This is a genomic window from Streptomyces sp. NPDC052301, assembly GCF_044593395.1.
Classification (GTDB): Bacteria; Actinomycetota; Actinomycetes; order Streptomycetales; family Streptomycetaceae; genus Streptomyces.
Genome location: NZ_JBIUBE010000024.1, coordinates 47317 through 73345 on the forward strand (window position 1 = coordinate 47317; position 26029 = coordinate 73345).

Genomic DNA, 26029 nt, shown 5'->3' on the forward strand with positions numbered 1-26029 from the left:
GACGCGTCCGGCCGATACGCCTCCGTCAAGTGCCTGTGAGTACCTGACAAGTAGCTGCCACGGCGCGTCCCCCGATCACGGCTCGAGCGCGGACCCGTTCTGCCCTGAGTTGCCCATCGTATGGGCTGTGAGCTGCTGTAAGGCTCATCCTCTGGAGCATGACACCCCCTCCGCTCAACCTCTTCGAACCGCTCCGCGAGGGTTGCGGACGCTGTAGCGGGCCGTCGATTCCCAGTCGACGCGGAGGGCGGACCGCCCGTTCGGGGGGCGGTACCGAAGCCGAATCAGCGTTCTCCAGACCCGATCAATGTCGCTCAAGAGCGGACGAACGTTGCCCTATTTTTGTACATGTTTCCCCCTTTAGGGAAGCTTACCGATCACGAGATCGATTTCCTGCGATTCCGGGTAAACATGGAATGGGACATTGGTCGGACGTGGGGGGCGTCATATGACGGGGGGCGGCGGGTTCGGTCTTGCCCGGGCCACGGGGCTTCAGGACGCATGCGCGCGGGCCGTGGAGGAAAGTCAGGCCGCCGCCGACGCGCTCCGGTCACGAATAGAGGAACTGGCCTCTCAGGTACGGGCGGTCCGGGTCCGGACGCCCGATGCGGCGGCCATGCTCGCCGAGCAGGACGAACTCCTCGCTGAACGGGTCCTCCAGGAGATGGAGGACGCGGTCGGCAACCGGATGGCCCACCTGGAGACGTTCAACATCACCCTGTTCGGCCGGACCGGCGCGGGCAAGAGCAGTCTCTTGGAGGCCCTCACCGGCGGAGACGGCAGCCGGGTCTCCCCCGGCAGCAGCGACTGGACAACCGAAGTTCACCACATCGTCTCGGGGAAACTGCGCGTCACCGACACCCCTGGCGTCGAAGGATGGGGACGATCGGAGGACCCCGAGGAACTGCGCGCCCGGGCGCTCGCGGCTCTCGCAGCATCCGACCTCGTCGTCCTATGTTTCGATACGCAGAACCAGCGGGCGGCCGAGTTCCGGACCGTTGCGGAATGGGTGGTCGCGTACCGCAAACCCGCGATCGCCGTGCTCAACGTGCGCAACGCCGCCTGGCGCTACCCGCCGCGGGCGCAGACTGTCCGCGCCCGGCGCAGCCTGTCCAGGACGGTGCGCCAGCACACGGACGAAATCAGCCAAGGGCTTCGGTCAATCGGCCTGGCCGGGACCACGGTCATCGCCCTCAGCGCCAAGAACGCGTCTTTCGCTCGTGTCAGGGGCTCCTACGCCGGCCACGACGCGGAGGGGTTCCTGCGGCGACTCAGCCAGGCCGGATCAGCGGAGGTACTCCTTGAATGGTCCAACCTCCAGGCCTTGGAATCGCTGCTCGTCGAGGCAGTGGGCGGTCACGCCACCTGGCTCCGCCTGACCGCCCTGTACGAACAGGTCCGCACCTGCGCCATACGCGCCGCAGCCAACTACGCCACCGCCCGGGAAGAGCTCGAAACCCTGGCTGCACAGGCAGAGCTCGGCATCGAGCGCGTCCTCGCGGTTCTAGGTGCCCCAGAAGCACTCGGCCGGACCGGTGAAAGTGCCGACCGGCGCGCCGTCGAAGGCGTCCTTGCCGAGCTCTCGCACCTTGAGACCCTGCGCGGACGCCGCCTCCCTGCACCGTCCAGGGGGTCGGCGCTGCACCACGCCGACCAGCTGGTCACCGCCCGGATTGGCCCGCTGCGCGCCGCCTCGCTGGTCCGTGCTGAGCAGCTCGTCGACAGGGCGATGGCAGAGCGCCGGAAGATTGCTCCCGAGAGGTTTGCCGCCGAGGTGTTCGGGGGCGACGAGATCGCCGACGCCGTGTCCGGGATACGCAACGACTTCACCGCTTTCCTGAAGGCCCACCTCGAGCTGGTGGCAGAAGACGTTCGCGCGGACGTGAAATGCGTGACGGACCGTGGAGTGCGCATCGCAGGAGCCAAGGGGAAGCTGTTGCATCGGACGGGCGTGACATTGTCGGTTGCTGGCATCGGGGCGAGCCTCGTCGGCGGTCTGGCCCTGGCGAACATCTGGAATCCCCTCGGCTGGAGCCTCTTCGCGGTCGGCTTTGGCGCCGCGCTGGCGAGCCTGACGCTGGAACTGCTCGGGTCGTGGTCGCGGAAGCGGGCCGCCGCGCGCCATGAGCAGGAGCTCGGCCGGGCACGGGCCGACGCACGCCGGACGGTCAACGAGGCGTTCGACCAGCTTCTGGCGGATCTCGGCCGGGCGTTCACCACCGCCGCCCAGCAGTGCCTGGCCGAGGCACTTCCGGATGCCGTGGCACACGCGACGATGCTCCGCAAGAGTTCGGCGGCGCACGCGGCGCGCCTGAGCGCGATGGAGAAGTTCCTCGACAGCCTCCCCCCGAAGGACACGCAGGACGACCCGCGTACCGTCCTGCACCGGGCTGCGGCCAAGTGCGAGCTCTACGTGGGCCGGGCGGCGGACCTGTGGCTCGGCGAGGCATGGACCGAGGGGTGGATCGCCGAGGGGCAGCCAGGCACCACGCCGGACTCGCGCGTCATACCGGCGGCGCCGCGTATCGACGTCGCGCCCAGGGTGGCGGATGCACTCACCGCGTCCGCCACCGCGCAGGGCGCCGGGCGTGCATGGCTGGACCGCCACCGAACCGCCCTGTCTACCGATCCGCGAACCGCGGCTGTCGTCGCAGAGCTGGACGAACTGACAAGCGACGGACACGTCCGCGTCGCCTTCTGCGGCGACCAGAGCGCCGGGAAGTCGGCTCTGATCGCCCGGCTGCTCCGCGGGAGCGGGCGATCGGTCCCGTCGTCGCTCGCCTCGGGCGGTGGTCAGGTGACGCGAAAGGTCGCCGAGTACCCGTGGAGCGGCCTGCTTCTCGTCGACACGCCCGGCTTCCAGAGCCGGGAGGACGCCTCACCGAAGGAAACGCAACTCGCGGTGGCTGGCGCCACGGTCATCGTCCACGTCTTCAACGCCAACGCCCTCGCCGGCGACCTCACCGATACTCGGGCGGTGCTCGGCCCCGAGCGAGCCGCGCCCTTGCTGCTCGTCATCGGCCGCGCCGACGAGATCGGCATCGATCCGGAGGACTCGCCCCGCGCGTTCGCGGCGCTTTGCGCGCACAAGGAGGCGGAGCTACACGAGGCCCTGCGCAGGACGGTGAACCAGCATCGACGGTGGCCGACACCTATCTGTCTTTCCCCTGCCCCGTACGGCGGCACGGTAGGCGACGCCCTGTGGGACGGCGTCGCGCCATTCGCTGATGCCCTATTGGAACACTGCGATGCACTGAAGGCGGTCGCCGCGGACATCGCAATCCTGGACCGGGCCGTCCACCTGTTGACCGCCCTGGTCGAGGAGACCGAGGCTGCCACCGAACAGCTCCGAGCAGAACGGGAGGCGCTGCTAAGGCTCCGCAGTGACGCCAGCACAGGACGGGCCGCCGCCCGCGCGCTGGCCGCGGAACGCGCCTCCGCTTTGGAAAGAGTCGTCGCCGACTTCGTCGAAGACCTCGTCGGCCGGGCACTTGCCACACCCGACAAGAACGCCCGCGCGGCCGTCGTCGCACGGCTGGAGCGCATCGCCTCCGACCCGGAGCTCGCTCAGCTGGCCAACGAGTGGGCCCGCGCCACCCGCGCCCAGGTGGAGGGCCTGGTCCATGACACCAACGCCTCCCTGGCACGGCGCCGCAGCGCCGTGGCCTACGCAACCGCCACGACTGGACCATCGCCAGCCGCCGACGTGGACGTGGCCGCGTTGCAGGGCGGCCGCCGCCGTTCCCGGGCCGTCGGGCCGGTGCTGTCCCGAGTGTCCGGCGTACTGTCCCGACTGGACAAGGTGGCGCGTGCTGCCAAAGAGGGCGCACGCGGCGCACGGTTCCTCAAGACGGCGGGGCCGGTCGTAAGCATCGCCGGAACTGCCTGGAGCGTGTGGGAACTCGTCGAGGACCTCCGTGGTCGAGAGGAGCGGGAGAGCGAGCGCGCCGAGTCCGTCAGGAAGTTGCACGCCTGGGGCCGCGAACGGGCCCGCGACCTGTGCGACCGTGAGCCGGCCCTGCGAACCCTGCGGGAGCACACCACCGAACTGGACGGGCTAGCGGACGACTGCGACCGGTATGTGGCGGCGGTCGAGGCCGCACTCGCCGAGGCGGAGACGCGGATCGCGCTGTCACGCGCGGCACTGGAAACGGCCCGACGGCACACGGGCAAAGGCACAGGGGGAGAGGAAGCATGAGCGAGTCCTGGTTCGGCAACGTCCAGAAGACCGTCGCAACGGTCCACGGTGAGCAGTGGCGGCGGACGGCAGAGGAGGACTGGCAGCGGCATGCCGACCGGCCGTCCGTCGCCGTGGCCCTGCACGGGCCCTACGACGCCGGGAAATCAACGCTGGTCAAGCGTCTACTGGTGGAGGACGGGACACCTATCCCGCAGTGGCTCACCATCAGCGGGCGCAAGGAAACGACCACCGCATCCGAGGTCGACTCCCGCGGCATCACCTACGTCGACACCCCGGGCACGGCCGGCGGCAACACCCAACACGACCGGCAGGCCGCCGACGCCGTGACGCGGACCGACGCACTGCTGCTCGTCATCACCCCGCAACTCCTGGCGGACGACGCCCGGTGGATCAGGTCTTTTACCGCTGGCACGTTCTACTCCACCGGTCCGCGGCCGCTGTTCCACCCCGGCGCCCTGCTGCTGGTCATCGCCCAATCCGACACAGCCGGCGTCGACCCGCTGGACAGCCCCGAGGGATTCCGCTCCCTGTGCGACCGAAAGCGTGCGGAACTCGACCGCATGCTGGACCTCGGCGACCAGGACGTCCGGCCCCGGGTGCACATCGTGTCCGCCGACCCCTACGCCCAGGTCGGCACAGAGCCGCAGCCTTCCCGCTCCGACTACGCGGACGCTGCCGACTGGGACGGGCTGGCCGATCTGCGCGCCGACCTGGCGGCACTCGGCGGACGACTCGACGACCTCAGGGCGGCCGGACGGATCCGCTACTGGTGTCTGCTAGGCAAACGGGCCGCCGAGGCGGCCACCCGAGAGATCGCGGAACTCGAACCCGTGCTGGAGGAGGCCCGTTCCCGGCAGGCGCGCAGGGAACTTCTGCTCGTCAAGCTGGAGACACTCGTGGACGCCGCGTCCGTCGAGCTGCAGACCGGAATAGACGGCGCCCTCCACGGCATCGTCGGCATACCCGGAATGAGCGAGGCGGGGCTGCGGGCAGAGGCACAACACCGGCTGACGGAGTACCTGGAGTCCTGGTACGCAACCCGGGACCGGCTGCTGAAGGGGCTGGCTGCCGAGGCCGACGCGGAGATCGACATCGAACGTGTACGCCCGGCCGCCAAGCAGTTCGACACGTGGATCCACGACTTGGCGGACCGCACCGCATCCCCCGACGAGACTCGATCCCTGACCCACTTCACGGACGGCGCCTCCGCAGCGGTGAAGGCCAGCTTCTGGATGCGGCACCGCATGACGGTGCAGACCGCCAAGGAGGAGCTTCGCAAAGCGGCCGATGCCGGATCCGTCGAGGCGTACCTGGCGTCGGCGGACGCTGCGTTCAAATCGAAGGAAGGGCTGGAGAGCGCCCGCACCTGGCTGCCCCGGGCGGAGTTCTTCGCCGAATTCGCTTCCGTGGCGGCGGGCTTGGCCCCGCTGGTCCAGGGACCGGTGGAGAACAAACTCGCCGCTGAGCAGGAGCGCAAGCGCCGCCGGGAACTACAGTCCCGTATCGACGCTATCTCCGCCGAACTGCGGGAACAGGTCTTCGACGACCCCGACCGAGGCTGGAGGCGGGCGGCCGAGAAGGTGCGCGAGCGCATAGTGGTCGACCCATGGCTGCAACCCGTCGTGGCCACGGCGAAAGAACGCGTCGATGAGCTTCGCCGGGCCTTGGCCCTGCTCCACGAACTTCTGCAGGACCCCCCTGCTCTCCCCGGGCCCGCATGAGGCCGGGGAGGCTGACTGAGGCGCGGACACCGGGTACGTAGGCCGCGTGAAGGTGCGTCCTGAAATTCTAGGCGTGCTACCGGGAGCGAGGTCTCCCGGCTCTGCGCCGCCCTTGACGCCGAGCTCACCGCCTTCCGCACCCGGCCGCTGGACCATACCCGCTTCCCTACGTCTACTTGGACGCGACCTACTGCAAGGCCCGCGTGAACCACCAGATCGTGTCCCAGGCCGTCGTCATCGCCACCGGCATCACCGAGGACGGCGGACGAGAGGTGCTGGGACTGATGGTCGGCGACAGCGAGACCGAGGCGTTCTGGACCGAGTTCCTGGCTCGCTGCGCGAACGGGGCCTGTCCGGGGTCCGCCTGGTCATCGCTGACCACCACAGCGGCCTGGTCAAGGCCGTGCGCAAGGTCATGCTCGCCGCCGGCTACCAACGGTGCCGCGTTCACTTCCTGCGCAACGTCTTCGCGGTGATCCCGAAGGACTGTGCCGAGATGGTGGCGGCGACCATCCGCACGATCTTCGCCCAGCCCACCGCAGCAGCCGTCCGGGCCCAGCTCGACACCGTCGCCGACATGCTCGGCCGACAGCTCCCCAAGGTCAGGGTCATGCTCCTGGAGGCGAAGGAGGACCTGACCGCGTTCGCGGACTTCCCTGATCGGCAGTGGAAGAAGATCCAGTCGACCAACCCGCTGGAGCGGATCAACCGCGAGATCAAGCGTCGGACCGACGTCGTCCAGATCTTCCCCAACCCCGAAGCTCTCGAGCGTCTCACCACCGCAGTGCTCGTCGAGATGCACGACGAGTGGATCGCCTTTCCCCGCCGCTATCTACCCGAGGGAAGCATGGACACGATCTACAAAGATCAGATCGACCTCGCTACACCACCACAGGGGACATGACCCAGCTCTGCCAATCCAGCCCGATTCGATAGAGCACCGGAGCGGGCCGGCCGGGAGTGCACGCACATGTCGAGCGGTGTCTCGGCCGTAGGTAGGGTCGGCCCCCCTCGCATGCTGTCGAAGGGAGGGGCCCGACCGCGTTGGGCTTCGAGGCCGGGCCGGCTGCCTGGACGTGACAGTCCCGAGGAACGGAGACGTCACCACAGGGTCAGCGGGATTCCCGCTTCTTCCGCGGCACGGATTCTCTCTTCAATGCGATCTTGCGATTCGCCGGCTTTGAGGCCCGCCAGGATCGCTGAAGCGATGGCCCGTGTTCGGCCAGCAGCCCCCCGGACGTCTGCGAGTGGACCATGGGGATTGTGCCGCCGTCGCGACCACTCGGCTCGGTTCTCTACGGCTGTCCCCAGCCGCAGATGGGCGGGATTCGTGCAGCCGTGGAAGTCACAGGTGTGGCAGATGACAGGATCCTCAGCGGAGGACCATCCCGTCCGGGTGACCACACCGTTGACCAACTGGTAGGCGAAGAGGTGAGCTGGGACCGTGCCTCTGCGAGACGGCCCCGGGAGGCTGGCGGCGCGGAACGATCCATGGCCGGTTGAGCTGACGGCGCCCAGCCACGGCCAGCATTGACCCGCTGAGCGGACGTAGCACTTGGCCTTGAAGCGGGCGACGATGGTCTCGTCAGTCAGCCAGCTCAACCAGAGATCTGCAGGAAGTCGGATCGGTGTCGGGTGTCCCAGGAGGGACAGCTGTTCTCCTCTGGCTGACGCGGTCTGTCGCCCTTCGCCGCTGTCCGGCAGGGGGAGTTGACCGGTGTGTTCCGTCATGGTGTGCTGTTGCCGAGCTGCTTGGGGTCAGGCGGATAGCCCTTGGCCCGGAGCCATGCGTCGAGGGCCAGGGCGACGATGTCGCCGTGGGGTATCTCGGTGTCGGCGTTGCAGCGGCGGATGCGCCTTTGGAGCTCAAGGACATCAGGAACGGCGTAGTTCAGTTGCCCGCGCTTGGTGTGCCGGCTGTTGATGACCTTCATGGTGTCCGGGTGGGGAGCAAGCGGATCATCTTGTGACTCAGACTGTGCTTCAAGCGCGTCGGCAACCGCACGCAGCTGGCCGACATAGGTAGCGACGTTGTGCACGGAGTGGCTCCCTTGGAGGCGACTAGTACTCCAGCAGCGGTTCGTGTCCTGAGCTGGCAGTTGTCGTTGTCCTGGTATGGAGGGGATGGCTGAAGTCGCGGTCTGGGCGGCTGAGTTGGATTCGGTGTTCGCGCGGGTTGCGAGCCGGTTCGGCCGGGCGGATCTACGGTGGCGGATGCGGGACTATGTCCGTGGCCTGCTGGGGCTGGCGACGCGCAAGAACGGCTGGCAGCTCGCGGAATGGGCTGGGCACCGCACTCCGGACGGCTTCCAGCGGTTGCTGAACAGCAGCGTCTGGGACGCGGACGCTCTGCGTGACGATGTCCGTGAGTACGTGGCGGAACGGCTGGGGCCGGACGGGGTGCTGATCATCGACGACACCGGGTTCGTCAAGAAGGGCACCACCTCGGCCGGGGTCGGCCGGCAGTACACCGGCACCTCCGGAAAGATCGACAACTGCCAGATCGGAGTGTTCGCCGCCTACGCCACCGGCTTGGGCCGGGCTCTGATCGACCGGGAGCTCTACCTGCCCAAGTCCTGGACTTCCGACCGTGAGCGGTGCCGGGCCGCCAAAGTCCCCGACGAGCGGACGTTCGCGACCAAGGGCGAGCTGGCCCGGGACATCGTCCGCCGCTGCCTGGCCGCCGGCCTGCCCGCCGCCTGGGTCACCGCGGACGAGGCTTATGGACAAGACTGGCACTTCCGCCGCCTGCTCGAGCAGCTCGGCGTCGGCTACGTGGCGGCGGTGCCCAAGTCCCAGCAGATCAAGTCCCTGGCCGGGATCTTGCGCATTGACCAACTCATCGAGGATGCTCCTGCTGATGCCTGGCAGCGGCTGTCCTGCGGCGAAGGGGCGAAGGGCCCGCGAGTCTACGACTGGGCCGCGGCCAAACTGCCTGCCAACTTCATCTTCGATCCCGACCCGCCGACCCATCACCGCTGGGTGCTGGCCCGGCGCAGCCTGTCAGACCCCAGCGAGGTCGCTTACTACCTGGCCTACGCACCCGTCGGCATCGAGATCTCCGGGCTGGCCCGCATCGCCGGCAGCCGCTGGGCGATCGAGGAGTGCTTGCAGGCAGCCAAGAACGAGTGTGGCCTGGACGAGTACGAGGTCCGTCGATACGTGGGCTGGTACCGGCACATCACTCTCGCGATGCTCGCCCACGCAGTCCTGAACGCGCTTGCAGCCGAGGCCAGCAACGACGCAAAGGGGGCTGCAGAAAAGCATCAGCCCTCATCCCGCCCACCGTGGCGGAGATCCGGCGGCTCCTGGACACTCTCCTGCCCCGCCCCCCAGCCATTCACGACCCCGTCACCCACGCACTGACCTGGTCGGCCTGGAGAAGACGCCGTCAGGCCATCGCACGCCGCTGCCACTACCAAACACGCAGCTCAGGACACGAACCGCTGCTGGAGTACTACCCCCACACCGCGCACCCGCCCGCACCCCGGCCCTGCCCCGCACCCTCCAGGGGCGGGGCGGCGGCACCCCGTCCTGGGCAGCACGCACCACGTACGCCGCCTCTCACAACCCCACCCCCGGCAGCTGCGCGCGCCCCGCCGCGCCCGGCCGCGCCGCGCCGCTGCCCCGCCCGGCCGCGCCCTCGGCCCTATACCGCCCTGCCGCACCCGCCGGGCCCGGCCGGGCCCGCGGCCGGAGGCCAGCGTGTTGCGGCGGTAACCAGGCGGCCGAGCACGCTCACCCCACCACCCACTTCCCTCCCGAAACGGAGCCCACCAGTCGTGCGCAGCTACGGCACCGCCCAACACATCGGCGGCCGCACCACCCAGTGCGACGCCACCGCCGTCCGCACGACCCCCAACGGCACCCGCGCCTTCGTCCTCCTCGACGGAATCGGCTCCACCACAGAAGTCCGCGACTTCACCCGCCGCACGGCCGTACGCCTGGCCCAGACCGCCGCCCGCCACGGCGACGCCACCACCGGCCTACGCCACCCCCCAACCGCAACGCGCGGCCCGCCCCCCTTGCACTCACCAGCCCACCACCGGCAGCCCCCCGGGGCCGTGACTCCCCGGCAGACCAGGGAGATCCCTTCGCATGACCAAGTCGAACCGCTTCCACGCCGAGCCCGACGAGGTCCTCGCCTCCCTCACCACCATGCTGAACGAATGCGAAGAGTGGGACGAACTGCCCGAGTGGGGGATCCTCCACGCCGACCCGGAAGGCCACGTCCGTACGCGCCCGCTCCCCGTCCCGCCGCAGATGTGGATGGAAGCAGGCGACCCCAAGCGCCTGCTGCACCTCTTCGCCGGCCTGCTCTCCAAGCCGCCACCCAGGGCGAGTACCTGCGCCGAAAGCTCCCCAGGACTTCGCCGGGCTCTACCTGAGGACCGAGGGCTGGGGCGCCCCGCAGGCCCGCGCGCAGGAGATCCACCAGCGCCTGCAGGCGGGCGGCTCCATCCCCAGGTTCGAGACGATGAAGGACCGCCAGGAACTGAGGCTGGCCACCGCCGTGGACACCGGCGGCTTCGTGTACCTGGCGCAGGAGACCCGCCAGACCATGCACCTGGAAGGCTTCTACTCCCGCGGCACGAGCACGGGCAGCGACAGGCACAGCGAGGTGAGCGGCGAAGTGCCCGCCCTGCTGGCCCAGATCCTTCAGGCACTCCTCACCCCGACCTCCGCCATGCGGGCCCAAGCCAGGCGCAACGGCCTCTGACCCGGCCAAGACCCTGTGCCCCGGCCAGAAGTGTCCAAGGCCGGGGCACAGGTGTCTGCGCCACCACACGAAGGACGCGCCCCCGGCCCGCCCCCGTGACCGCGGTGGCTTTGTCCACGAGAAGGGACAGCACTTCGACAGCGGTTCGGGAGGCTCGGCCGCCGCAGCCGGGACGGAATGTTCACGAGTTTCGACAGCATCGGGCCGTACTCGCAGTCCGCGTCCGTCAGTGCCTCGTCGACGGCTTGCTGCAGGACCACATCGAATCCGCGTCGGTTCGACCGGGGCATCGCCGTAGTCGACGCTCGGTCCCCGTCACCGACCTGATAACGCCCGTTCGACTCGTCCGACCGGTCAGGAGGGCGCGCCGGACAGGACTTCCACCTTGCCGGTGTCGAGCGAGTAGTAGGCGCCGACCACGGCAAGGGCGCCCTTTCCCACGAGTGGGGCCAGGTCCCGGTTGGAGCGCAGATCGGCCGCGGTCAACTTGACCTGGGCGCGGGCCATGGTCTCGACCGGGTCGGCGCCACCCTCCCGGACTGCCTGCTCGTACGCCGGCTGCAGAGCCCTGACGATCGCCTGCAGGTTGCCGGACAGCGGTTTGCCGTCACGAAGTGAGTAATACGCCGCCTTGACGGCTCCGCAGCGCTGATGCCCGAGGACCACGATGAGGGGGGTGTCACTCGTCATAGGACCGTACTCGACAGAACCAGTGACCACCGGGCCGACCGCCTCCCCACCCGTGCGCATCACGTAAAGGTCACCCAGGCCGGTATCGAAGAGGAGTTCAGGCGGCACTCGGGAGTCGATACACGAGAGGATCGCCGCAAAAGGCTCCTGCTCCTGGGCCACGAGCTGACGCCGGTTCGGATCCCGGTCGGGGTGTTGAAGGTCTCCGCTCACCCAGCGCTTGTTGCCTCCCATCAGCCTCGCGAATGCCGCGTCGGGCGTGGTGGGCCGCGCTTCCGGCGAAGCGCTGGTCGCGCTCGAGGCGGCCCTCGTCGATGAGCACCCCGCAAGCGCGACCGTGACGCCCATAAGTCCGCCGACAAGCAGCGCTCTACGATCCGGACGTCCGGCTCTGTCCATCGGTCGTTCCCTTCGATGCCGCTCAGACACATCCCTGCGGTTGACCAGGCCAATTGTTCAGCGTGGTGTGGGTGCCCCGGCAGCAGGCACAAGCGGGCGCGGGCTGCATTGCCGCAGACGGCCCACAGAACCGGCTCGGGCGGCGGCATGGACCCCTGATGCCGAGACCGGCCCTGCCGACCGGAGGCCGACGGCCGGGTGCTGTCCGTTCTCGTGAACATCAACCCCGGCCCGATCCGGGTGTCTCCCGAGACGATGAACAACCGCTGTCGAAACTCGCGAACAAAGCCACCGGGGCCTGCCCCGCCCTCATCCCCTGAAGAACACCCCGCCCCCGGGCCCCGGCCCTCCGCAGGACGGGGCCACGGCGCGCGCCTCCCACCCGCGCCCTCCTGGCCCCAGCCGCCCCTGAAGGACACCCCGCCCGCACCGCGCCTGGCCCCGGTCACTCCTTGCCCCGCTACCCCCCGCTCTCCCACGGTGGCGCCCGCCGCCCGCCTCGACGCGGCACCCCGTCACCGACCCCCGAGGGATGAGCCATGTCCGACACCCCCAGCACCAGGCCCGGCAACACGTTCACCTCCAGCACCCACCCCGACGCGGTCAGGCGCCTCCTCGCCCTCCCCGCCGAGCAGCGCCCCGACTGGCTCAACCAGTTCCTCGGCGACATGACCATCCCGCCGATCCCCGAGGACAGCCCGCACCCCCTGAACGACGTCGTCATGGCCAACACCGCCCAGGGCGAGAAGAACGCCACCCTCGCCTTCCCCCTCGCCGCCGCTGAACACGCCGCCGCCACCGAGCACAAGCTCGGCTACGGCGAGACGGAAGCCGCGCCCCGCCTGCGGTGGGTCAAGGACCACGGCACCCCATCCACGAACGGATCATCGTCGCCGACCAAGCCCCCGTCACCGTCTACCTCAAGGACGTCGACCCCCACCGCCCCACCGGCTACGTCCCGCCCCACACCACCACCCCCCAGCAGCCCGCCGCCTGGCAGCCCCAACCCGCAACCGGCCACACCCCAACGGCGCGCCCCAGGGTCTCGAGCTCGGATGGATCGCCGCGGCTGCCGCCTGGACCTGCCACATGCGCGCCCTCACCGGCTACCCGCCACCCTCCGTACTCGGTCGAAGCCTTGAGATGGCGGGCGAGTGGGACGAGGACACAGAAGTGCTGGTGATCAGCACGGGCTTGCAAGCCAGCGGCCTGATCGACCGTGCGGGAGGCTCCTACCGGTCCCGGGCCGAGTTCGTCGACGACTGGCATACGGTGCGATCCTGGGCCGCCGACGTCCCGGCACTACGGGACCTGGCCGACTGGCTGCTCGACCAGGTCGCCCTGCGCGACGCGCCCGCGCAGCGGCTGCGGGCCGTGCTCGAGCCCGACACCAGCGACGACGGGAGGTCGTCGATGCCCTACCAGGGGGACCGCATCAGCAACTGTCTCTGATGCGCAGTACGCGCAACACCGGCAGTGAGAGGCAGTGGTGAGAGCCTGTCGCGGTGGACCGGTCAGATGGCTGACTTCTGCCCGTGAGGCGGCCCACAGAGGGTTGCACCACGGGCAGTGCGGCAGTGGCACAGCCGAGGTCGGCCTTCCGAGGGTGCCGCGCAGGAAACCGGCATGACCCGCACCGTCGGGTAGCCGCGGTGTGGGACAAAGACCTTCCGGCCGCACAGGGCCGGATTCCGAAGCCGCAGCAGACGAGCTGCCTTGCAGTCGGTCAACGGCCCCAGCAGAGCACGCCGGTTAAGCGGCATCCGCTGCACGGCACAGCCCCGACAGGGGCAGAGCCAAACGGCTACTGCGGCTGCTCATTCCAGTGGAGCAGAGTGCCCCTGAGATCGAGGCCCGGCAGCGGCTGGTGCGTGAGACCGCCGAGCGGCTGCGCGAGCAGATCGCCTAACTCACCGCGCAACTCGCCGCCGCCGAGCGCACCTTGGAACGGCTGGAGACCACCCGCGAGACCGTGCTGGAACTGGCCACCGAGGACGGCACCCCACCGCCCGAGCCACTGCCGTCCGGCTACCGCGAGATCCTTGCCCTCTTCGAGCAGAACGGGGATGGGCTACGCGCCCGGGAGGTCTGTCGCACCCTCGGCATCGGCAGCGAGCCGCGGCACACCGAAGGCATGCGCGCCATGCTGAAACGCCAACCGCGGCATCCTCACTGAAGCCGAGCCCGGCCTGTTCACCCTCACCCCGCCGGCACCGACCACCAGCGACCGGCACCGACTCCTACCGTCTCGCCACCACTCGGGCTCAAGCGGAACGCGCAGGCGTCTGAGCACAATCCGCCTGGCTATCGAACTGGCCCGCATTCATCGACGATCACGGTCGGCTCTGACAGGAAGACGTCCCGGTCGACAGGGCCGTAAGCGATGTTGAATGTGTCGAGCCAGTACGACCAACCGCGGATTCCCAGGGCGCTGGTGAACCGGTAGTTCAACTGCCAGCGGACCCACTGTCCGGGAAGCAGTCGTACTGCCGGCGGCCTGCGCGGCCGAGGTGGCAACCCGAAGAGCGGCTCCACACGAGCGAGTACTCGGAGCCGATCACCTTCGTCCCGCAGGCTGACGCCGACCTCGCGATGGTGCTTCTGGCCCGAACGTGGCTCGAAGCCGTCCCGCTCGGACATCTGAACGAAGTGGGAAAACTCGGAGGGCACCTGAGGCAATGAGAAGCCGACCGGCGCCGCGTTCCTGCGGGCAGCGGCTTCCCCGCCCCGAGACTGCTTCGTCCATGACGTCTTGACCCATTGCACCGTGATGTCCACTGCACCCGCCTTTCGCCGAGAGCCTACGGTCAACGTTCACTTGACGTCACCCAGGTTCCGACGCAACTGCCTGCTGCCAGTTCTCAGCAACATCCCGGAGGGTTAGAGACCCCGACCGCTCTCCGAAACCGCCTACAAGCGCTCTCCGATCTCACCTACGCAGCCAGGCCGACAGAGCCCGCCGGGAGGCCGCGGACCGCCGCGCCACACGCCAGCAGCAAGATATCCAGCGCAGGCAGCAACCCCAGCGGCGCCGCAACAGTCAGCCCGTGCCGGATCCCGAAGACGAAGAGACTCTCCGCGCCCAGGCCCAGGAGCAGCGGTGCTTGGAGCAGGCATGGCGGCGGCAGCGCGAGCAGGAGGCAGCGAAGCGGGAGGAGCTGGCCGGTCGGGCGGCGGAGGTGGCACGGGCGTGGTGGCAGGACGTGCAGCCACGGCAGCGTGCTGAGCTGTTCGCCGCGGTCGCCGAACGGGCCTGGCACGGCGAAGAGGTACGGGTGGAGATCCCCGAGAGGCCGCAGGTGTCCGAGAGCTTCGCATACGGCATCCCGCTCTTCACGACGGGGCGGCTGCGCGCCCTGTACGGGATCGTGCGTCCCTGCCCCGAACTGGTCTGTCTGTCACCGCAGCTGGAGTTCCAGCACATTGTGGTGTGTGATGAGCAGGAAGCCCGTCAGCTGGCCGGGGTGATGTCGCCGCGAGCCCGGATCACGAACCTCTGTCTCTCCAGCGACGCCACGGGCAGGTCCGGGTAGACAGCCTGCGATGCCCGGTCCGGCGCAGCCGGGGAGGCATACGACCGTCATCCCCGCGGCCGGCGCAGGATTCCTGTGACGACAGCAGGCCGGGCACGGCGTGTTCCGCGTGTGGTGGTGCACCGCCGTGCTCGGCGAGGGCGGTGGTCGGTGAACGTGCCGATGCCCCGGTCTGTGCGGAGGTGCAGAGTCTCGACCTGGACTGCGGCCGGCCGCCGGAGCCCGCCCGGGTGCCCGCCGGGCTCAGGGGCCCGGGGGCGGGGTTCACCGGCGCGGGTGCAGGTGTGTGCGTCATGCGCGCGGGCGTATCTCGAGGGCTTCTGGGGAGGCGGCGGGTCGCGCCACCCTGGGGTTGTCCACCCTCGGTGGTTCGATGGCTGCCCCGAGCCACTCGGCGAGCGCCCATGGGTCAGGGACCGTACCGGTGCGCTCCCGGAGGGACAGGTGGACGGCACGCACCAACTCCGGGCGGTGGGTGAGGGACCGGGCACCCGCCGAGTCGCGCTCAGGACCCGCAGCGGGTCCGCTGCCGCGCATCGCCAGAGCCAGCCGGAGCCATGGCTCGTGCGCCTGCGGATCGCGCCCGAGCTCTTCCGTCGTGAGGCGGAGGACTTCCTCGGGCACACCGCCGGGATCCCTGTGACCGTCCCCCTTGTCCGGCAAGCCCTGCGGATCGAGTGCCGCGGCGCGCAGGAGGACGGCATCGGTGTTCAACGACCGTGCGGCGGGGTCGGGTCGCAGCACCGGCGGTTCGCCGGCATGGGGAGGGCAGACCGCGCCTTCCAGCCAGGCACGGGTGAGAGAGGAAACCGTCTCGGGGGCGATCCGCAGGTGATGCAGTCGCCAGCGGGCACGGTGGGCGGTGCACGCGTCCTCGGCGAGCGCGGCGATGTCCCGCGGCACGTCCGGCTCGGTCCGCCAGGCCTCCGCGCTTTCCGCCATCGCGGCGAGGAAGCGTCGGCCCGCTGTCGTGAACCGGGGTGAGGAGCGTAGCTCGGTGAACGTGGACCACGCCTGGGCGCCCCACAGGGCCAGCTCGAACTGAGCGTGGCGCAGGGCCCGGCCCTCGGCGTACCCGCTCATCCGCCACCAGAACTCGGCCACACCGAAGTACGCGAACACGCCCTGGAGAACGCCTTCGAACGGACGTGGGTCGTCCCGCCACGGTGTGTAGAACAGCAGGTCGTCGGCTGTCTCGTCGTACAGGGGAACCGAGTCGATGACAGCGTTGAGCACCATGTGACGGAACTCGTGCGTCAGCGTGAGGGCGAGAGCCGTCGCGACCTCGGGCTCGCTCAGGACGATCCCGCCGAACGCGTCGCCGGACGACAACGACGTGGTGGCGGCGCCGGCGGGCCGAGGCCCGGGCGTCAGTGCCGTGATGGCCGTGGCCAGCGCTTCGGCATGCTCGAGGTCGAGATCCGTCAGCACGCGCCATGCGCCCTGGGCCAGATCCTGCCACCGCTCCGCTTGGGCGTCCGTCAGACGGTCGGGCGGCGTACACGGTCCGGAGAACCGATAAGGATCGATGTCGTCGAGTGCGGCGGACAGTTCCACCGGTGTCGCGTCGACGTGCGCCTCGACGCGACGCGCCGCGTGCCATGCCGGGGACGGTCCCAGGATCGACACGTCCATGCCGTCCGCCTGAACGGACGCGCCGCGACCCGCGCGCGCGACGACGACCGCCTGAGCGGGCCGGGCCGGGGCCAGGTCCGCGAAGCCCAGCGAGGGCAGGGCGGCGATGCCGTCCCGCACCGGTATCGAGCAGGCGAAGGACAGCCCTGCCCGGACCCCCGCTGCTGCGGCGAGGCAGTGGAGGTGTCCGAGATCCACCCACAGCGGCACCGCGGACTCCTCATGTCCCTGCAGTCTGCGCAGGAGGCTGCTCATCCACCGGCCGGTGGCCGGCGCCAGCATCAGGTCGTCCACGACCGCCCGTGCCGCGCGATCGGCCTTGTCCAGCAGCGCCAGTGCCTCTGACGCCGGCAGCAGCGGGTGGTGATCCCTGACGCCTGCGAGGGTGAGGATCCGCTCCAGCAGGAAGAACCTGATGGCCAGCTGGTCGCCGCGGAGCCGCGCCACGTCGATGTGATCGGCCCGGCCGGCGGCCAGGACGTCGATCATTGCGTCCGGGAGCGGCCCAGGCAGCGGCGGACAGCTCTCCCGCGGCGGGAGGAAGCGTGAGGGCGGCCGGTACGTGACGGAACGGTGGCCCTCCGGTTCGGATGCGGAGTAGCTCCACGAATAGCCCCCGCCGCCCCCGCCGAACGAGTCACCGCGGCTGATGCGCGGCCGAGTGAACCGCTCGAGGATCCGCTGAGCCGACGGGTCCTGCGCGGTGCGGGCGTCCTGCGCGCCGCTGCCCGTGGGCGGGCCGGACCGTTCGTCCGGATCGGTGCCTTCCTCTGCGGCGTACGGGTGCACGGCCGGGTCCTCTTTCTCATGGTCGATGAGCGACATGGCACGAGACGGACGTCGGGTGGACGCCCCACGCACGGCTGCCAGGTTGTGCCGGACGGTCAGGACGTAGGAGTGCTCCTCGCCCAGCAGCGGGCCGACAGTGTCCTGAACGGCTTGGAGGTGCTCGGCGGCCGCTTCGAGATCGCCGAGGAGGTGCAGCACCGTGGCCAGTTCATGCCGACTGGCTGCCGTGTTGGAGTGGGTCTCCCCGAGCCGGTCCCGCACGATCTGCCAGATCGCGGTGAACTCTTCAAGAGCGAAGTCGAGGTCGCCCTGGTCGCGGGCCACCCGAGCGCGCTCGTGGCGGGCGACCAGGGTGTGGGGGTGATCGGCCGTCAGCCGCTCGAGGTGGTCCTGGACGACCTTGACCGCCACGGTCCACGCCTCGTCGGTGCGCCCGGCATCACGGAGCGCCGCGGTCAGACTGATGCCGCTGGCCAGGTAGTTGGCGTCGTCCGCGTCGTATCCGGCGCGATGTCCGTTCGCCGCGGTGGCGGCGCGGGCCCAGATGTCACGCAGTTCGGCGCTCGCCTTGTCGAAGTGCCCGCGCCGGTGCGTGAGTGTGGCCAGGTCGTGCTCGGTGCGCAGAATGGCCGAGGGGTGCGTGGTGGGGTCCCGCCGCCTGATCGCGAGGACGATGCGCAGCTCCTCCTCGGCTTCGTCGTAGCGCCCCAGTTCGCGCAGCGCACGCGCCCTGCCGCCGCGCGCGGACTGCAGATACGGGTGGTTGTCGGGCAGCGTGCGCCGGCAGGATTCCCGGACGGCCCGGTATTCGGATTCGGAGTCATGGAAGCGGCCGCTGTCGCGCAGGGCCCACGCCAGGGTCAGCCGTGCCGCGAGGGTCGCCTGGTGGTCGGCGCCCAGCCGCATCTGGCGGAGTGCGGCGACACCTTCCAGATCGGCGACCGCGGCGTCGAAGAGTCCCAGACCGTTGCGGTACTGGCCGACGCGCAGAGTCGGCTCGGTGCAGGCGACGATGACGTCCGGGTCCGCCTCGTCCGCCGGCAGCAGACCCAGGGAGGCCGCCGCATGCGGTGACAAGCGCCGCCAGAGCGGCCAGTGCTCTGGATTGTCCGAATTCAGCGGCAGGATCGCCCGGTTGAGCAGGGCGGCGAGCAGCCGCGACAGCTGAGGCGCCTGCGTGGTGAAGTCCGGGTGGGCGCGGCTGCTCGCCAGGACAAGCGGATGGAGGTGGATCTGCCGGTAAACCGTTGCGTCGGACGGGTCCGCGTGGTGTGCCGCGCCGTCGGAGCCGACCTGTTCCACGGTGATCAGGTGCAGTCCGGCCAGTGCGTTGAGCGCCTGTCGGATCCGCTCGTGGCTGGGATCGGGGAGCACACCGCTCGCCGCAAGGATCGGTGGCGACAGAAGATCCTCATGAGGTATTGGTGCGGGGGAGAAGCAGGACAGCAGTCGCAGGAGCGGTCGGGCCAGGTCGCTCTCCTGCTGTTGCAGGAAGTCGAGCGACAGTTCCCAGGTGGTGCGGATCGCCCGGCGCGCCCGGTTGTCGGCGTCCAGCGAGGCGTCGGAGTCGGCCGCCAGCTCGTCCAGCCGTTCCGTGAAGCTCTGGCGGTAGGCGGCGAAGGTCCGTGGTGTGTCCGGGGCCAGATAGGCGTCGTCCCGCACCCGGGCCAGATACGAGCCGGCCAGATCGAGGGCGAGGGGCAGCCCGCCGAGGTAGTCGGACAGCGCCCGGGCCTGCGCGTCATCGCCTGCGTGCGGAGCCAGGTCCCGCAGCACCGTGGCGCCGACGCGGCTGCTGAGGGTGTCAACCGTGTGGATGCGCACCCACGGGGCCCACTTGTGCGGGCGTGACTCACGACTGGTGAGCAGGACGGCGCCGTTCGGCCGGCGGGGCGGACGCAGCCAGCCGACGCCGTCCTTCATGGGGGCCTTGCCGCCCTTCAGGACAGTGGGGTCGTCGACGTTGTCCAGCACGAGGAGCCAGGGATCATCCAGGGCGTTCAGTTGGCGCCACAGCACCTCGGCGGCGTGCCGGCGGGCGAAGTCCGCCCGTTCCGCGCCGGCGTCCAAGGCGACGGAGTACAGGGTGCTGGACAGGTCCTTGGCGTCCGCACCCGACACCCACCACACGCGTGTGCCCGCGGTTCGGGCGAACCGGTGCGCCACTTCCAGGGCGACCGTCGTCTTCCCGCAGCCGCCGAGGCCGGAGAGCAGCCACACCCCCGGACCGCCGTCGCCGCCGGTGGTCCGGCGCTCGATGCCTCGGGCTATCCCGCTCACGAGGCGGCGCCTGCCGCGCAGCCGGGTGGACGCCACCGTCTGCTGCGGAAGGGCCAGCGGCTGCCAGGTGTCCCGGCTGTCGTAGGCCTCGCCGAGGTGAGCGCCCCATGGGGTGGGACCGTCCCACTGGGGCCAGCTCGGCCCAGGGAGCACCAGCGGGTTCATGAGGATGTCTCGCGCGCTGAGTGCGACCACCGAATCGCTCGCTTCGATGTCGACGCTCCCGCCGATACTGACTCCGGTGCCCGCCGGAGGTGTCGGGACCCGTGACGGTGGTCCCCACTCACCGCCCAGAGCAGCAGCGAGGACAGGGTTGTCGTCCGCGGCCTCGTCCAGGGCGTCCACGAGCCGCCTTCGGGTCCGCTCGGAGACCACGCCGGAAGCGGCCTGCTCTTCGGCCTGTTTCCAGGCCGAGTCGTCACACAGCGCCGCCGAGACCACGCCGTACAGGTGGCGTGTGTCCTTCGGCGGCGGTTCGCCCCCCGCCGCGTGCGGTGCGTCACCCGCCGTGGCCTGCCACACCAGAAACGCGACTGCGTGAGCGACCGCGACAGCAGACTCGGTCACATGCCCCCTCCAGATGATCAGGCACGTCGCCGTGCGGGAGAGTCCGTGGCCCCCGCGGGAGCGGAGCGATCGATCAGTCGGGTCGAGATCCCGTCTCCGGGCGGGCGCCGGGCCTCACGTCCCTCATCCGCAGGGCGACGATCGAACCGCCGTCGGCCCTGAGGTTCACGTCGCCGTCGATGTTGATTGCGTCCCCTGTGGCGATGTAGACGCCGCTCGTCTTCTCCGCCGCGCGCAGGCCGGTTACGGCCGCCTCGACCTCGTGCCGGAGAGCAGGGTCGCCCTGGACAGCGGCCAGCAGGGCGAGCTCCACGCGCCTGCGGGTGAGCCCGGTGATCTCGCCCGACTCACCGGACGCCTCCGCAGCAGCGTCGTCGAGAGCGGCATGGTCGCCGGACAGGGCGCGGCTGACAGCGCCGTGCACGCGTTCCATTCCGGCGTCGATGGCCTCGTCGACGACCACATCGGCCTGGCCGGCCGCGCGGCGAGCCTTGCGCATGAGGTAGGCGAATGCGTATCCGGCCGCGGCAACCTCGATCCCGGTCATCGGTTCCCCCCCAATGCCGTTGCGGACTGTCGAGCCTACCGGGGGAGGGCATGTCCGGTGGCGCACTTGCCGGAAGTCATCCCGGGGAAACGGCGTTGCGCCGGGTCTGCGCGAGATGGGGGTCGATGAAATGGGCGAGGGCCGGACCGTCCTTCGGGTTGTCGGCCTGGAACGAGACACGGCGGAGCAGGCTGACCCCGTCGAGCGCCACGCCCGCGCGGGCCAGGACGAACACGAGGACGAGGAAAGCGGACCGGGCGTTGCCGTCGTCGAAGGGGTGGAAGAAGCAGACGTCGAGACAGGCGCGTGCCGCGCGTGCGGTCAGCGGGAGGTGCCGTTGTCCGTCCTTCACACTCTCGGCCAGGCAGGCGTCGATGCGGGCGCGCGTGCCCGGGCCGATGCCGTAGCGCTCCCGTTCCCGCGTGGCAGAAGCGGGCAGCTCGCGGAGCGGCGGGGGCTGCCTGTGCCTAGTACATGCTGCTGCCAGCAGCGGAGCAGTTCGAAGTCGAGCGGGGCGCCGCGCGCCGCGGCGGTTCGCACCAGCTCCAGGGCGGTGAGGCACATCCCGCCCGGTTTCGTTGAGCACGATTTCCGCGTCGGCTCGCACGCTGCCGCCGTCCAGCCGGGCGGGGGAGTTGCGGCACGTCCACTGCCGCAGCACACCGGCGGCCGTCAGCCGTAGCGATCCGCGATCCGGCTGATCAGTGACGAGGTCAGCTCCCCGGCCAGCGGCACGGTCCCTGACGCCCCTGCAGCCACAACTCCCCCTCCCATGCCCTTTCCTGCTTCCTGTCCTGTCCGGGGCCCACCGGCTACAGCTCGAACTCGAGGTCGATCAGGTCGGTGAGTGCGACTTCGAGGCCGTGGGCGCGGTGGCCGTTGTCGCGGAAGTAGACGTCGCCGAGGGCTTCGGCGGCGATCTGGCGGAGTTGGTCCTCTGTGGCGCTTGCCTGCTGGGCTGTGAAGAGGCGGGCGACGTGTTGTGGGGGCAGGGCGAGGGTGAGGTGGCGGATGCGGGCGTCGTCGGTGCTGCCGGGGGCGGCGGTGTAGCCGAAGCGGGCCTGGACATCGATCATGATGCCGCCGGTGGTGGCCGCGGTCTGCTTCGCCCTGGCCCTGACCTGCGGCTGCCAGCGGGCGCGGACCTCGCGTTCGAGCCGGTCGGCGAGGTCCGGGCGGGGGGTTTTGATCTGGTTCTTCACGTACCGCTCGACGGTGCGCTGGCTGATGCCGAGCAGCTCGGCCACCCGCCGTGTGCTGCGCTGGTGCTGCTTGACCAGGTAACGCATCTGCGCGCCGGCGGACTTGGGCAGGGGACGGGTGAACGCCCCCTGGACCGCCTTGTCGAGTTCGTCGCCGATCGTGACCATCGACCCCTACCCCCGTTCTTCTACTCTCCGGTGTCCTTGGTGGTGACCTCGCCGGTCTTGATGTAGCGGGCGAGGTTGGCGACGTGGCCGTCGCCGGCGAGCTGTTCGAGTACGTTGGCGCCCCACAGCACGCTCTGGGTGCCCTCGTGCTTGACCATCCCCGGTGAGACGCCGAGCCGGAAGCTGCCGGGCACGGTCTTGCCATCGGCGTCGTAGGGCAGGACGTCCAGCGGGCTGGGCCCGTCGGCGGCGTACACGGCGCAGTCCGACAGGACCGCGACCGGATACTGCCCGGTGGCCGCGGCCAGATGCAGCATCTTGCGGTGCATGTTGACCCGGGCCCGGGAGATCACGGCGGCGCGAATGTCCGGCCGCCACGTCGGCCGGGCGAGGGCGGGCCAGGGCTGCCCCGGCTTCCAGCCGCCGCCGCGCGCCTTCTCCCGCAGCTTGCCGATGCCGCCCTTGACGGTCATCTTGACCGCGTCCACGACGATGCCCAGCTCACGATCACGGCTCTTGTAGCCGTCCATCGCCTTGAGGAATTCGGCCGGGGGCAGCTTCTCGGCGACCCCCAGTTCGGCCATGGTGGTGACGTAGGCGTCGCGGAGCCGCTTGTACCAGCCGTCCAGGAACCGGCCGCTCTCGCGGCGCACCCACGCCTCCATCGGGGTGACGTCGTAGCCGAGCTCGACGGCGTAGGCGACCGTTGGGGTGGCGTACCAGGCGGGGCCCGTGGGGCGCTGGCCGGTCGGTGTGAACGGGCTGGGCAGCAGGTCCCCGTCGATGTCGCGCCACTGCTTGCCGAGCTTCACCCGGTTCGGGTCGACGTGGGAGAGGTCGACCAGCCAGGAGCCGGGCAGTGCCGCATCGAAGGGGGGATCGGTGACGTGCACGGGGGGCGCGGCGAGGCCGACGACGGCGCCGTTGGCGGCTGCGGCGAACGCCAGGTTCACGTCGAGGCCGACCAGGTGGCGTTTCATGCACTCGGTGTCGGTGAGGTCCCGTGCCCAGTCGTAGGCCTCCTCGAACAGCTTCTCGTCGGGGCCACGCACGTGGAATCTCGGCAGGTCAGCGAGAACCGGGTGCCCGTCGGTCGCCTCGCAAGGGGCCGGGTCCATCGGTTCGGTACCGAGAGAGCCGGGCCGGTGCTCGGAGTGGCGCCGGCCGTCGGCGTCCGGCTGGCCGGCGCGGGTCGGCGGGTTCAGTGCGGTCATCAGCTGCAGCCCTGTCACCGCGGTGGAGCCGACCGGCGTCAGCACCCGCTGTGCGTATACGCCCAGCACCTGGGCGAGCTCCGCCGGCTCGAGCTGGGTGGCGTGGCCCCAGGCGCGGTCGTCGAGGGCGCGCCAGGAGGGGATGCACAGCTGCACGCACTGGCGCCGCCCGCCGTGGGCGGGGCGGTAGATCCGCGCCCACGGTCCCAGCCCCCGCTTGGTCAGCTTCCACTCGGCGCGCTGAAGCTGCTTGATGACCTTGTGCCCCTCGGGGAGCCGCCCGGCAAGCCGCTCCTCGTGCGACAGTGCGGCGGGCAGGCCGTAGCGCTCGCACGCCGCCTCGGTGAGCACCAGCAGCGGGTCGGCGTCCTTGCCTGAACCGTGCAGCCGCTCCGCGCCCAACTGCGCCTCGGCCAGCGTCCACTCGACAAGGGCGGGCAGCGTCTTGGCGGGTACGTCGAGGATCAGGCCGCCGACGCCGTAGCCGGTCACGTTCCGGTCGGCGTCTGCGTCGAGGACGAGCAGCGGGCCGTGCGCGTACGCGCTGCCGGGCGCGGGCGAGTGCGCCGGGGCGGTCTTCTTCGCGGCCGGGCGGCGGGAGGTGGTCGTCGGCCGGGAGGCGGGTGCCAGCCGGGACGTCGCGGCCGGGGCGGGAGGAGCAGCAGGGGCAGCGGGCGCCGTGGTGTCGGACGCGGTCGCGGCGTCGGGCTCCGGGCCTGACGGCGCGGCCGGGGCCTTCGGCGCCGCGGGGGAAGCGGTCTGCGGCGCAGCGGCGTCTTCCCGCGGTGCACCGGCGCTGTCTGTGGCGGGGTAGAGCTGGGCGAGCTGCTTGAGCAGGCGCGCGTACGCGTCCCGCTGCGGCGGCCGCGGTTCGGTCTTGCCCGTTTCCCAGTCGCCGATGGTCGCGCGCCGCACGCCCAGGGCGGCGGCCACTTCATCGAGGGTGAGCGCATGGGCCTGGCGCAGCCGCCTGCGCTCCGCCGGCGGCGGCAGCGGTGACCGGGACGCGACCAGCGCGTCAACGGCGTCGAACAACTCGGACATGAAAGCACCTCCGACCCCACCCTAGCCCACGACCGGCCATATTGCGCGCCTTCGCCGTACGAATAACGTTCATTCTGCGTACGCGTGTCGTGTGTCGGTGATACGGCGCCACTAACGCTGGGAGGGGGGTTTGTTGGTGTAGTGCGGGCTTGCTGGCCTGGTGTGTTGTGGGTGTGTTGAGAGAGGCCGGGTGGACGGTTCCGGTGGGTGGTTCGGGGTGTGAGGTGGGGTTGTGTCGTGTGCGCTGAGTGAGACCGGGGTCGTTGTGGGTTTCGCTAGCTCGTAAAGGCTCGGTTGGTGTTTGTGGTGGTCGCCGCTTTTTTGCTGTGCCGGTGGCGGGGGTTAGCGGCTGCGGGTGGGGCGGTGGTGGGTTTCGGCGAGGTGGTCGAGGCGGATGGCTTCGAGGGTGGTTTTGGTGATGCGTTCGGTGCCGTCGCCGATGGCGGTGATGGCTGCTTGGCGGATGAGGCGGGTGAGGGATCCGATGCGGCCGGCGGTGCGCTGGTGGAGGTAAGCAGCGTGGGCCGGGAGGGTGCCGGGTTTGTGGTGGGTGAGGTCGAGGGCGTTTTCGATGTCGGTGATGACGTCGCGGAAGGGTTCGCGTTTGCCGTGGCGGGCGGGGAGGGGGCCGCAGGTGATGAGGGTGGCGCGTCCGGCGAGTTGAGCACCGCGGGTGCCGCTGAACAGGGGTGTGTCGGTGACGTTGATGCCGGCGTAGACGAACGTGGCGGCCAGGCGTTCGGTGAGGTCTTTCAATAGGTCGGCGGTTTGGGCGCCGGTGGTGGTGCGGGGGTTGAGGCGGTGGATTTCGTCGATGAGGACGAGTTGGACACCGGCGGTGGTCTAGGTGTGGCAGACGGCGTCGGTGATCTGGGTCTGGGTCATGCGGGTGGTTACGGGGATGCCGAGGTAGCGGGCGAATTCGGTGATGAGGGTTTTCGCGGTGGCGCCGGGCGGGACGAGGACGTACGCCACGGGTGCGGCGGTGTGGGCTGATCCGGGCGGGGGCGGGTTTTTGCGGGTGTGGGCGAGGTGGCAGGCGCGGCCGACGTGGAGGAGGGCGGTGGTTTTTGCCGGCTGCGGCGGGTCCGGTGACGATCAGCGAGGGGCGTGCGGTGGCCTGTTGGTGGCGGCCGAGGAGCATCAGAGTGCGCACCTGGGTGGCGAGGGTGCTGATGGCGGGGGTGCGGATGGTGACGAACGCGGAGCGGTAGGCGAGGCGCTCTTCAGTGGTGCGGGGCGGGTCACCGGGGCGGGGCGGGGCGGGCGGGTCGGTGGTGGCGAAGCGGTTCCAGCCCTGCCAGGTGGTCAGGGGCCAG

The 26029-nt window shown here is 70.2% G+C and carries 15 protein-coding genes and 3 pseudogenes; 9 read left to right on the forward strand and 9 right to left on the reverse strand.

The window, feature by feature from the left end:
• The first annotated feature begins 514 nt into the window (after positions 1-514).
• The 3 genes and pseudogenes from ACIHEJ_RS38940 to ACIHEJ_RS38950 form a co-directional block, all read left to right on the forward strand.
• Entirely contained in the window at positions 515-4198 is a 3684-nt protein-coding gene (locus ACIHEJ_RS38940; protein WP_400142587.1) for a GTPase, read from the forward strand.
• A complete protein-coding gene (locus ACIHEJ_RS38945; RefSeq protein ID WP_400142588.1) occupies positions 4195-5922 on the forward strand; it encodes a GTPase domain-containing protein in 1728 nt (575 codons plus the stop codon). Before ACIHEJ_RS38940 ends, ACIHEJ_RS38945 begins: the two co-directional genes overlap by 4 nt.
• Positions 5923-6006: 84 nt before the next feature.
• A pseudogene (locus ACIHEJ_RS38950) lies at positions 6007-6826 on the forward strand (IS256 family transposase); the annotation flags it as partial.
• A gap of 823 nt (positions 6827-7649) precedes the next feature.
• Here ACIHEJ_RS38950 and ACIHEJ_RS38955 read toward each other — a convergent pair.
• Positions 7650-7961 (reverse strand): hypothetical protein, encoded by a 312-nt coding sequence (locus ACIHEJ_RS38955; protein WP_400142589.1) that lies wholly within the window; start codon positions 7959-7961, stop codon positions 7650-7652.
• Positions 7962-8046: 85 nt separating this feature from the next.
• Here ACIHEJ_RS38955 and ACIHEJ_RS38960 point away from each other — a divergent pair.
• Together ACIHEJ_RS38960 and ACIHEJ_RS38965 are read left to right on the forward strand one after the other, a co-directional pair.
• Positions 8047-9177 (forward strand): annotated as a pseudogene (locus ACIHEJ_RS38960) (IS701 family transposase); the annotation flags it as partial.
• Between the two features lie 1222 nt (positions 9178-10399).
• Positions 10400-10642 (forward strand): hypothetical protein, encoded by a 243-nt coding sequence (locus tag ACIHEJ_RS38965; protein WP_400142590.1) that lies wholly within the window; start codon positions 10400-10402, stop codon positions 10640-10642.
• 354 nt (positions 10643-10996) lie between these two features.
• On the opposite strand, the gene ACIHEJ_RS38970 is transcribed toward ACIHEJ_RS38965, so the two are convergent.
• Positions 10997-11731, reverse strand: coding sequence for a carbonic anhydrase (locus ACIHEJ_RS38970; RefSeq protein ID WP_400142591.1), 735 nt, complete (start codon positions 11729-11731; stop codon positions 10997-10999).
• A gap of 539 nt (positions 11732-12270) precedes the next feature.
• On the opposite strand from ACIHEJ_RS38970, the gene ACIHEJ_RS38975 reads away from it, so the two are divergent.
• From ACIHEJ_RS38975 to ACIHEJ_RS38985, 3 genes are all read left to right on the forward strand, one after another.
• A complete protein-coding gene (locus tag ACIHEJ_RS38975; RefSeq protein ID WP_400142592.1) occupies positions 12271-12873 on the forward strand; it encodes a hypothetical protein in 603 nt (200 codons plus the stop codon).
• A gap of 1 nt (position 12874) precedes the next feature.
• The gene (locus ACIHEJ_RS38980; RefSeq protein ID WP_400142593.1) at positions 12875-13183 is read left to right on the forward strand and encodes a hypothetical protein; all 309 of its coding nucleotides are present in this window, start codon (positions 12875-12877) and stop codon (positions 13181-13183) included.
• A 490-nt stretch (positions 13184-13673) separates the two neighbouring features.
• On the forward strand, positions 13674-13907 hold the full coding sequence (locus ACIHEJ_RS38985) for a hypothetical protein (protein ID WP_400142594.1): 234 nt from the start codon (positions 13674-13676) through the stop codon (positions 13905-13907).
• A gap of 128 nt (positions 13908-14035) precedes the next feature.
• Here the strand turns inward: ACIHEJ_RS38985 and ACIHEJ_RS38990 are convergent, their stop codons facing one another.
• The gene (locus tag ACIHEJ_RS38990) at positions 14036-14509 is read right to left on the reverse strand and encodes a hypothetical protein (protein ID WP_400142595.1); all 474 of its coding nucleotides are present in this window, start codon (positions 14507-14509) and stop codon (positions 14036-14038) included.
• 269 nt (positions 14510-14778) lie between these two features.
• On the opposite strand from ACIHEJ_RS38990, the gene ACIHEJ_RS38995 reads away from it, so the two are divergent.
• Positions 14779-15264 (forward strand): hypothetical protein, encoded by a 486-nt coding sequence (locus tag ACIHEJ_RS38995; protein WP_400142596.1) that lies wholly within the window; start codon positions 14779-14781, stop codon positions 15262-15264.
• Between the two features lie 291 nt (positions 15265-15555).
• Here ACIHEJ_RS38995 and ACIHEJ_RS39000 read toward each other — a convergent pair whose 3' ends face one another.
• From ACIHEJ_RS39000 to ACIHEJ_RS39025, 6 genes and pseudogenes are all read right to left on the reverse strand, one after another.
• Positions 15556-20535 (reverse strand): aKG-HExxH-type peptide beta-hydroxylase, encoded by a 4980-nt coding sequence (locus ACIHEJ_RS39000; protein ID WP_400142597.1) that lies wholly within the window; start codon positions 20533-20535, stop codon positions 15556-15558.
• 73 nt (positions 20536-20608) lie between these two features.
• Complete coding sequence (locus tag ACIHEJ_RS39005) at positions 20609-21082, reverse strand: hypothetical protein (RefSeq protein ID WP_400142598.1); 474 nt, start codon at positions 21080-21082, stop codon at positions 20609-20611.
• 76 nt (positions 21083-21158) lie between these two features.
• The gene (locus ACIHEJ_RS39010) at positions 21159-21434 is read right to left on the reverse strand and encodes a Fic family protein (protein ID WP_400142599.1); all 276 of its coding nucleotides are present in this window, start codon (positions 21432-21434) and stop codon (positions 21159-21161) included.
• A gap of 460 nt (positions 21435-21894) precedes the next feature.
• On the reverse strand, positions 21895-22452 hold the full coding sequence (gene tpg, locus ACIHEJ_RS39015; protein WP_400142600.1) for a telomere-protecting terminal protein Tpg: 558 nt from the start codon (positions 22450-22452) through the stop codon (positions 21895-21897).
• Positions 22453-22472: 20 nt separating this feature from the next.
• Positions 22473-24710 carry a telomere-associated protein Tap gene (gene tap, locus ACIHEJ_RS39020; RefSeq protein ID WP_400142601.1) on the reverse strand — a complete coding sequence of 746 codons (2238 nt, stop codon included), beginning with the start codon at positions 24708-24710 and terminating at the stop codon, positions 22473-22475.
• A 342-nt stretch (positions 24711-25052) separates the two neighbouring features.
• Positions 25053-26022 (reverse strand): annotated as a pseudogene (locus ACIHEJ_RS39025) (TniB family NTP-binding protein).
• Positions 26023-26029 lie beyond the last annotated feature (7 nt).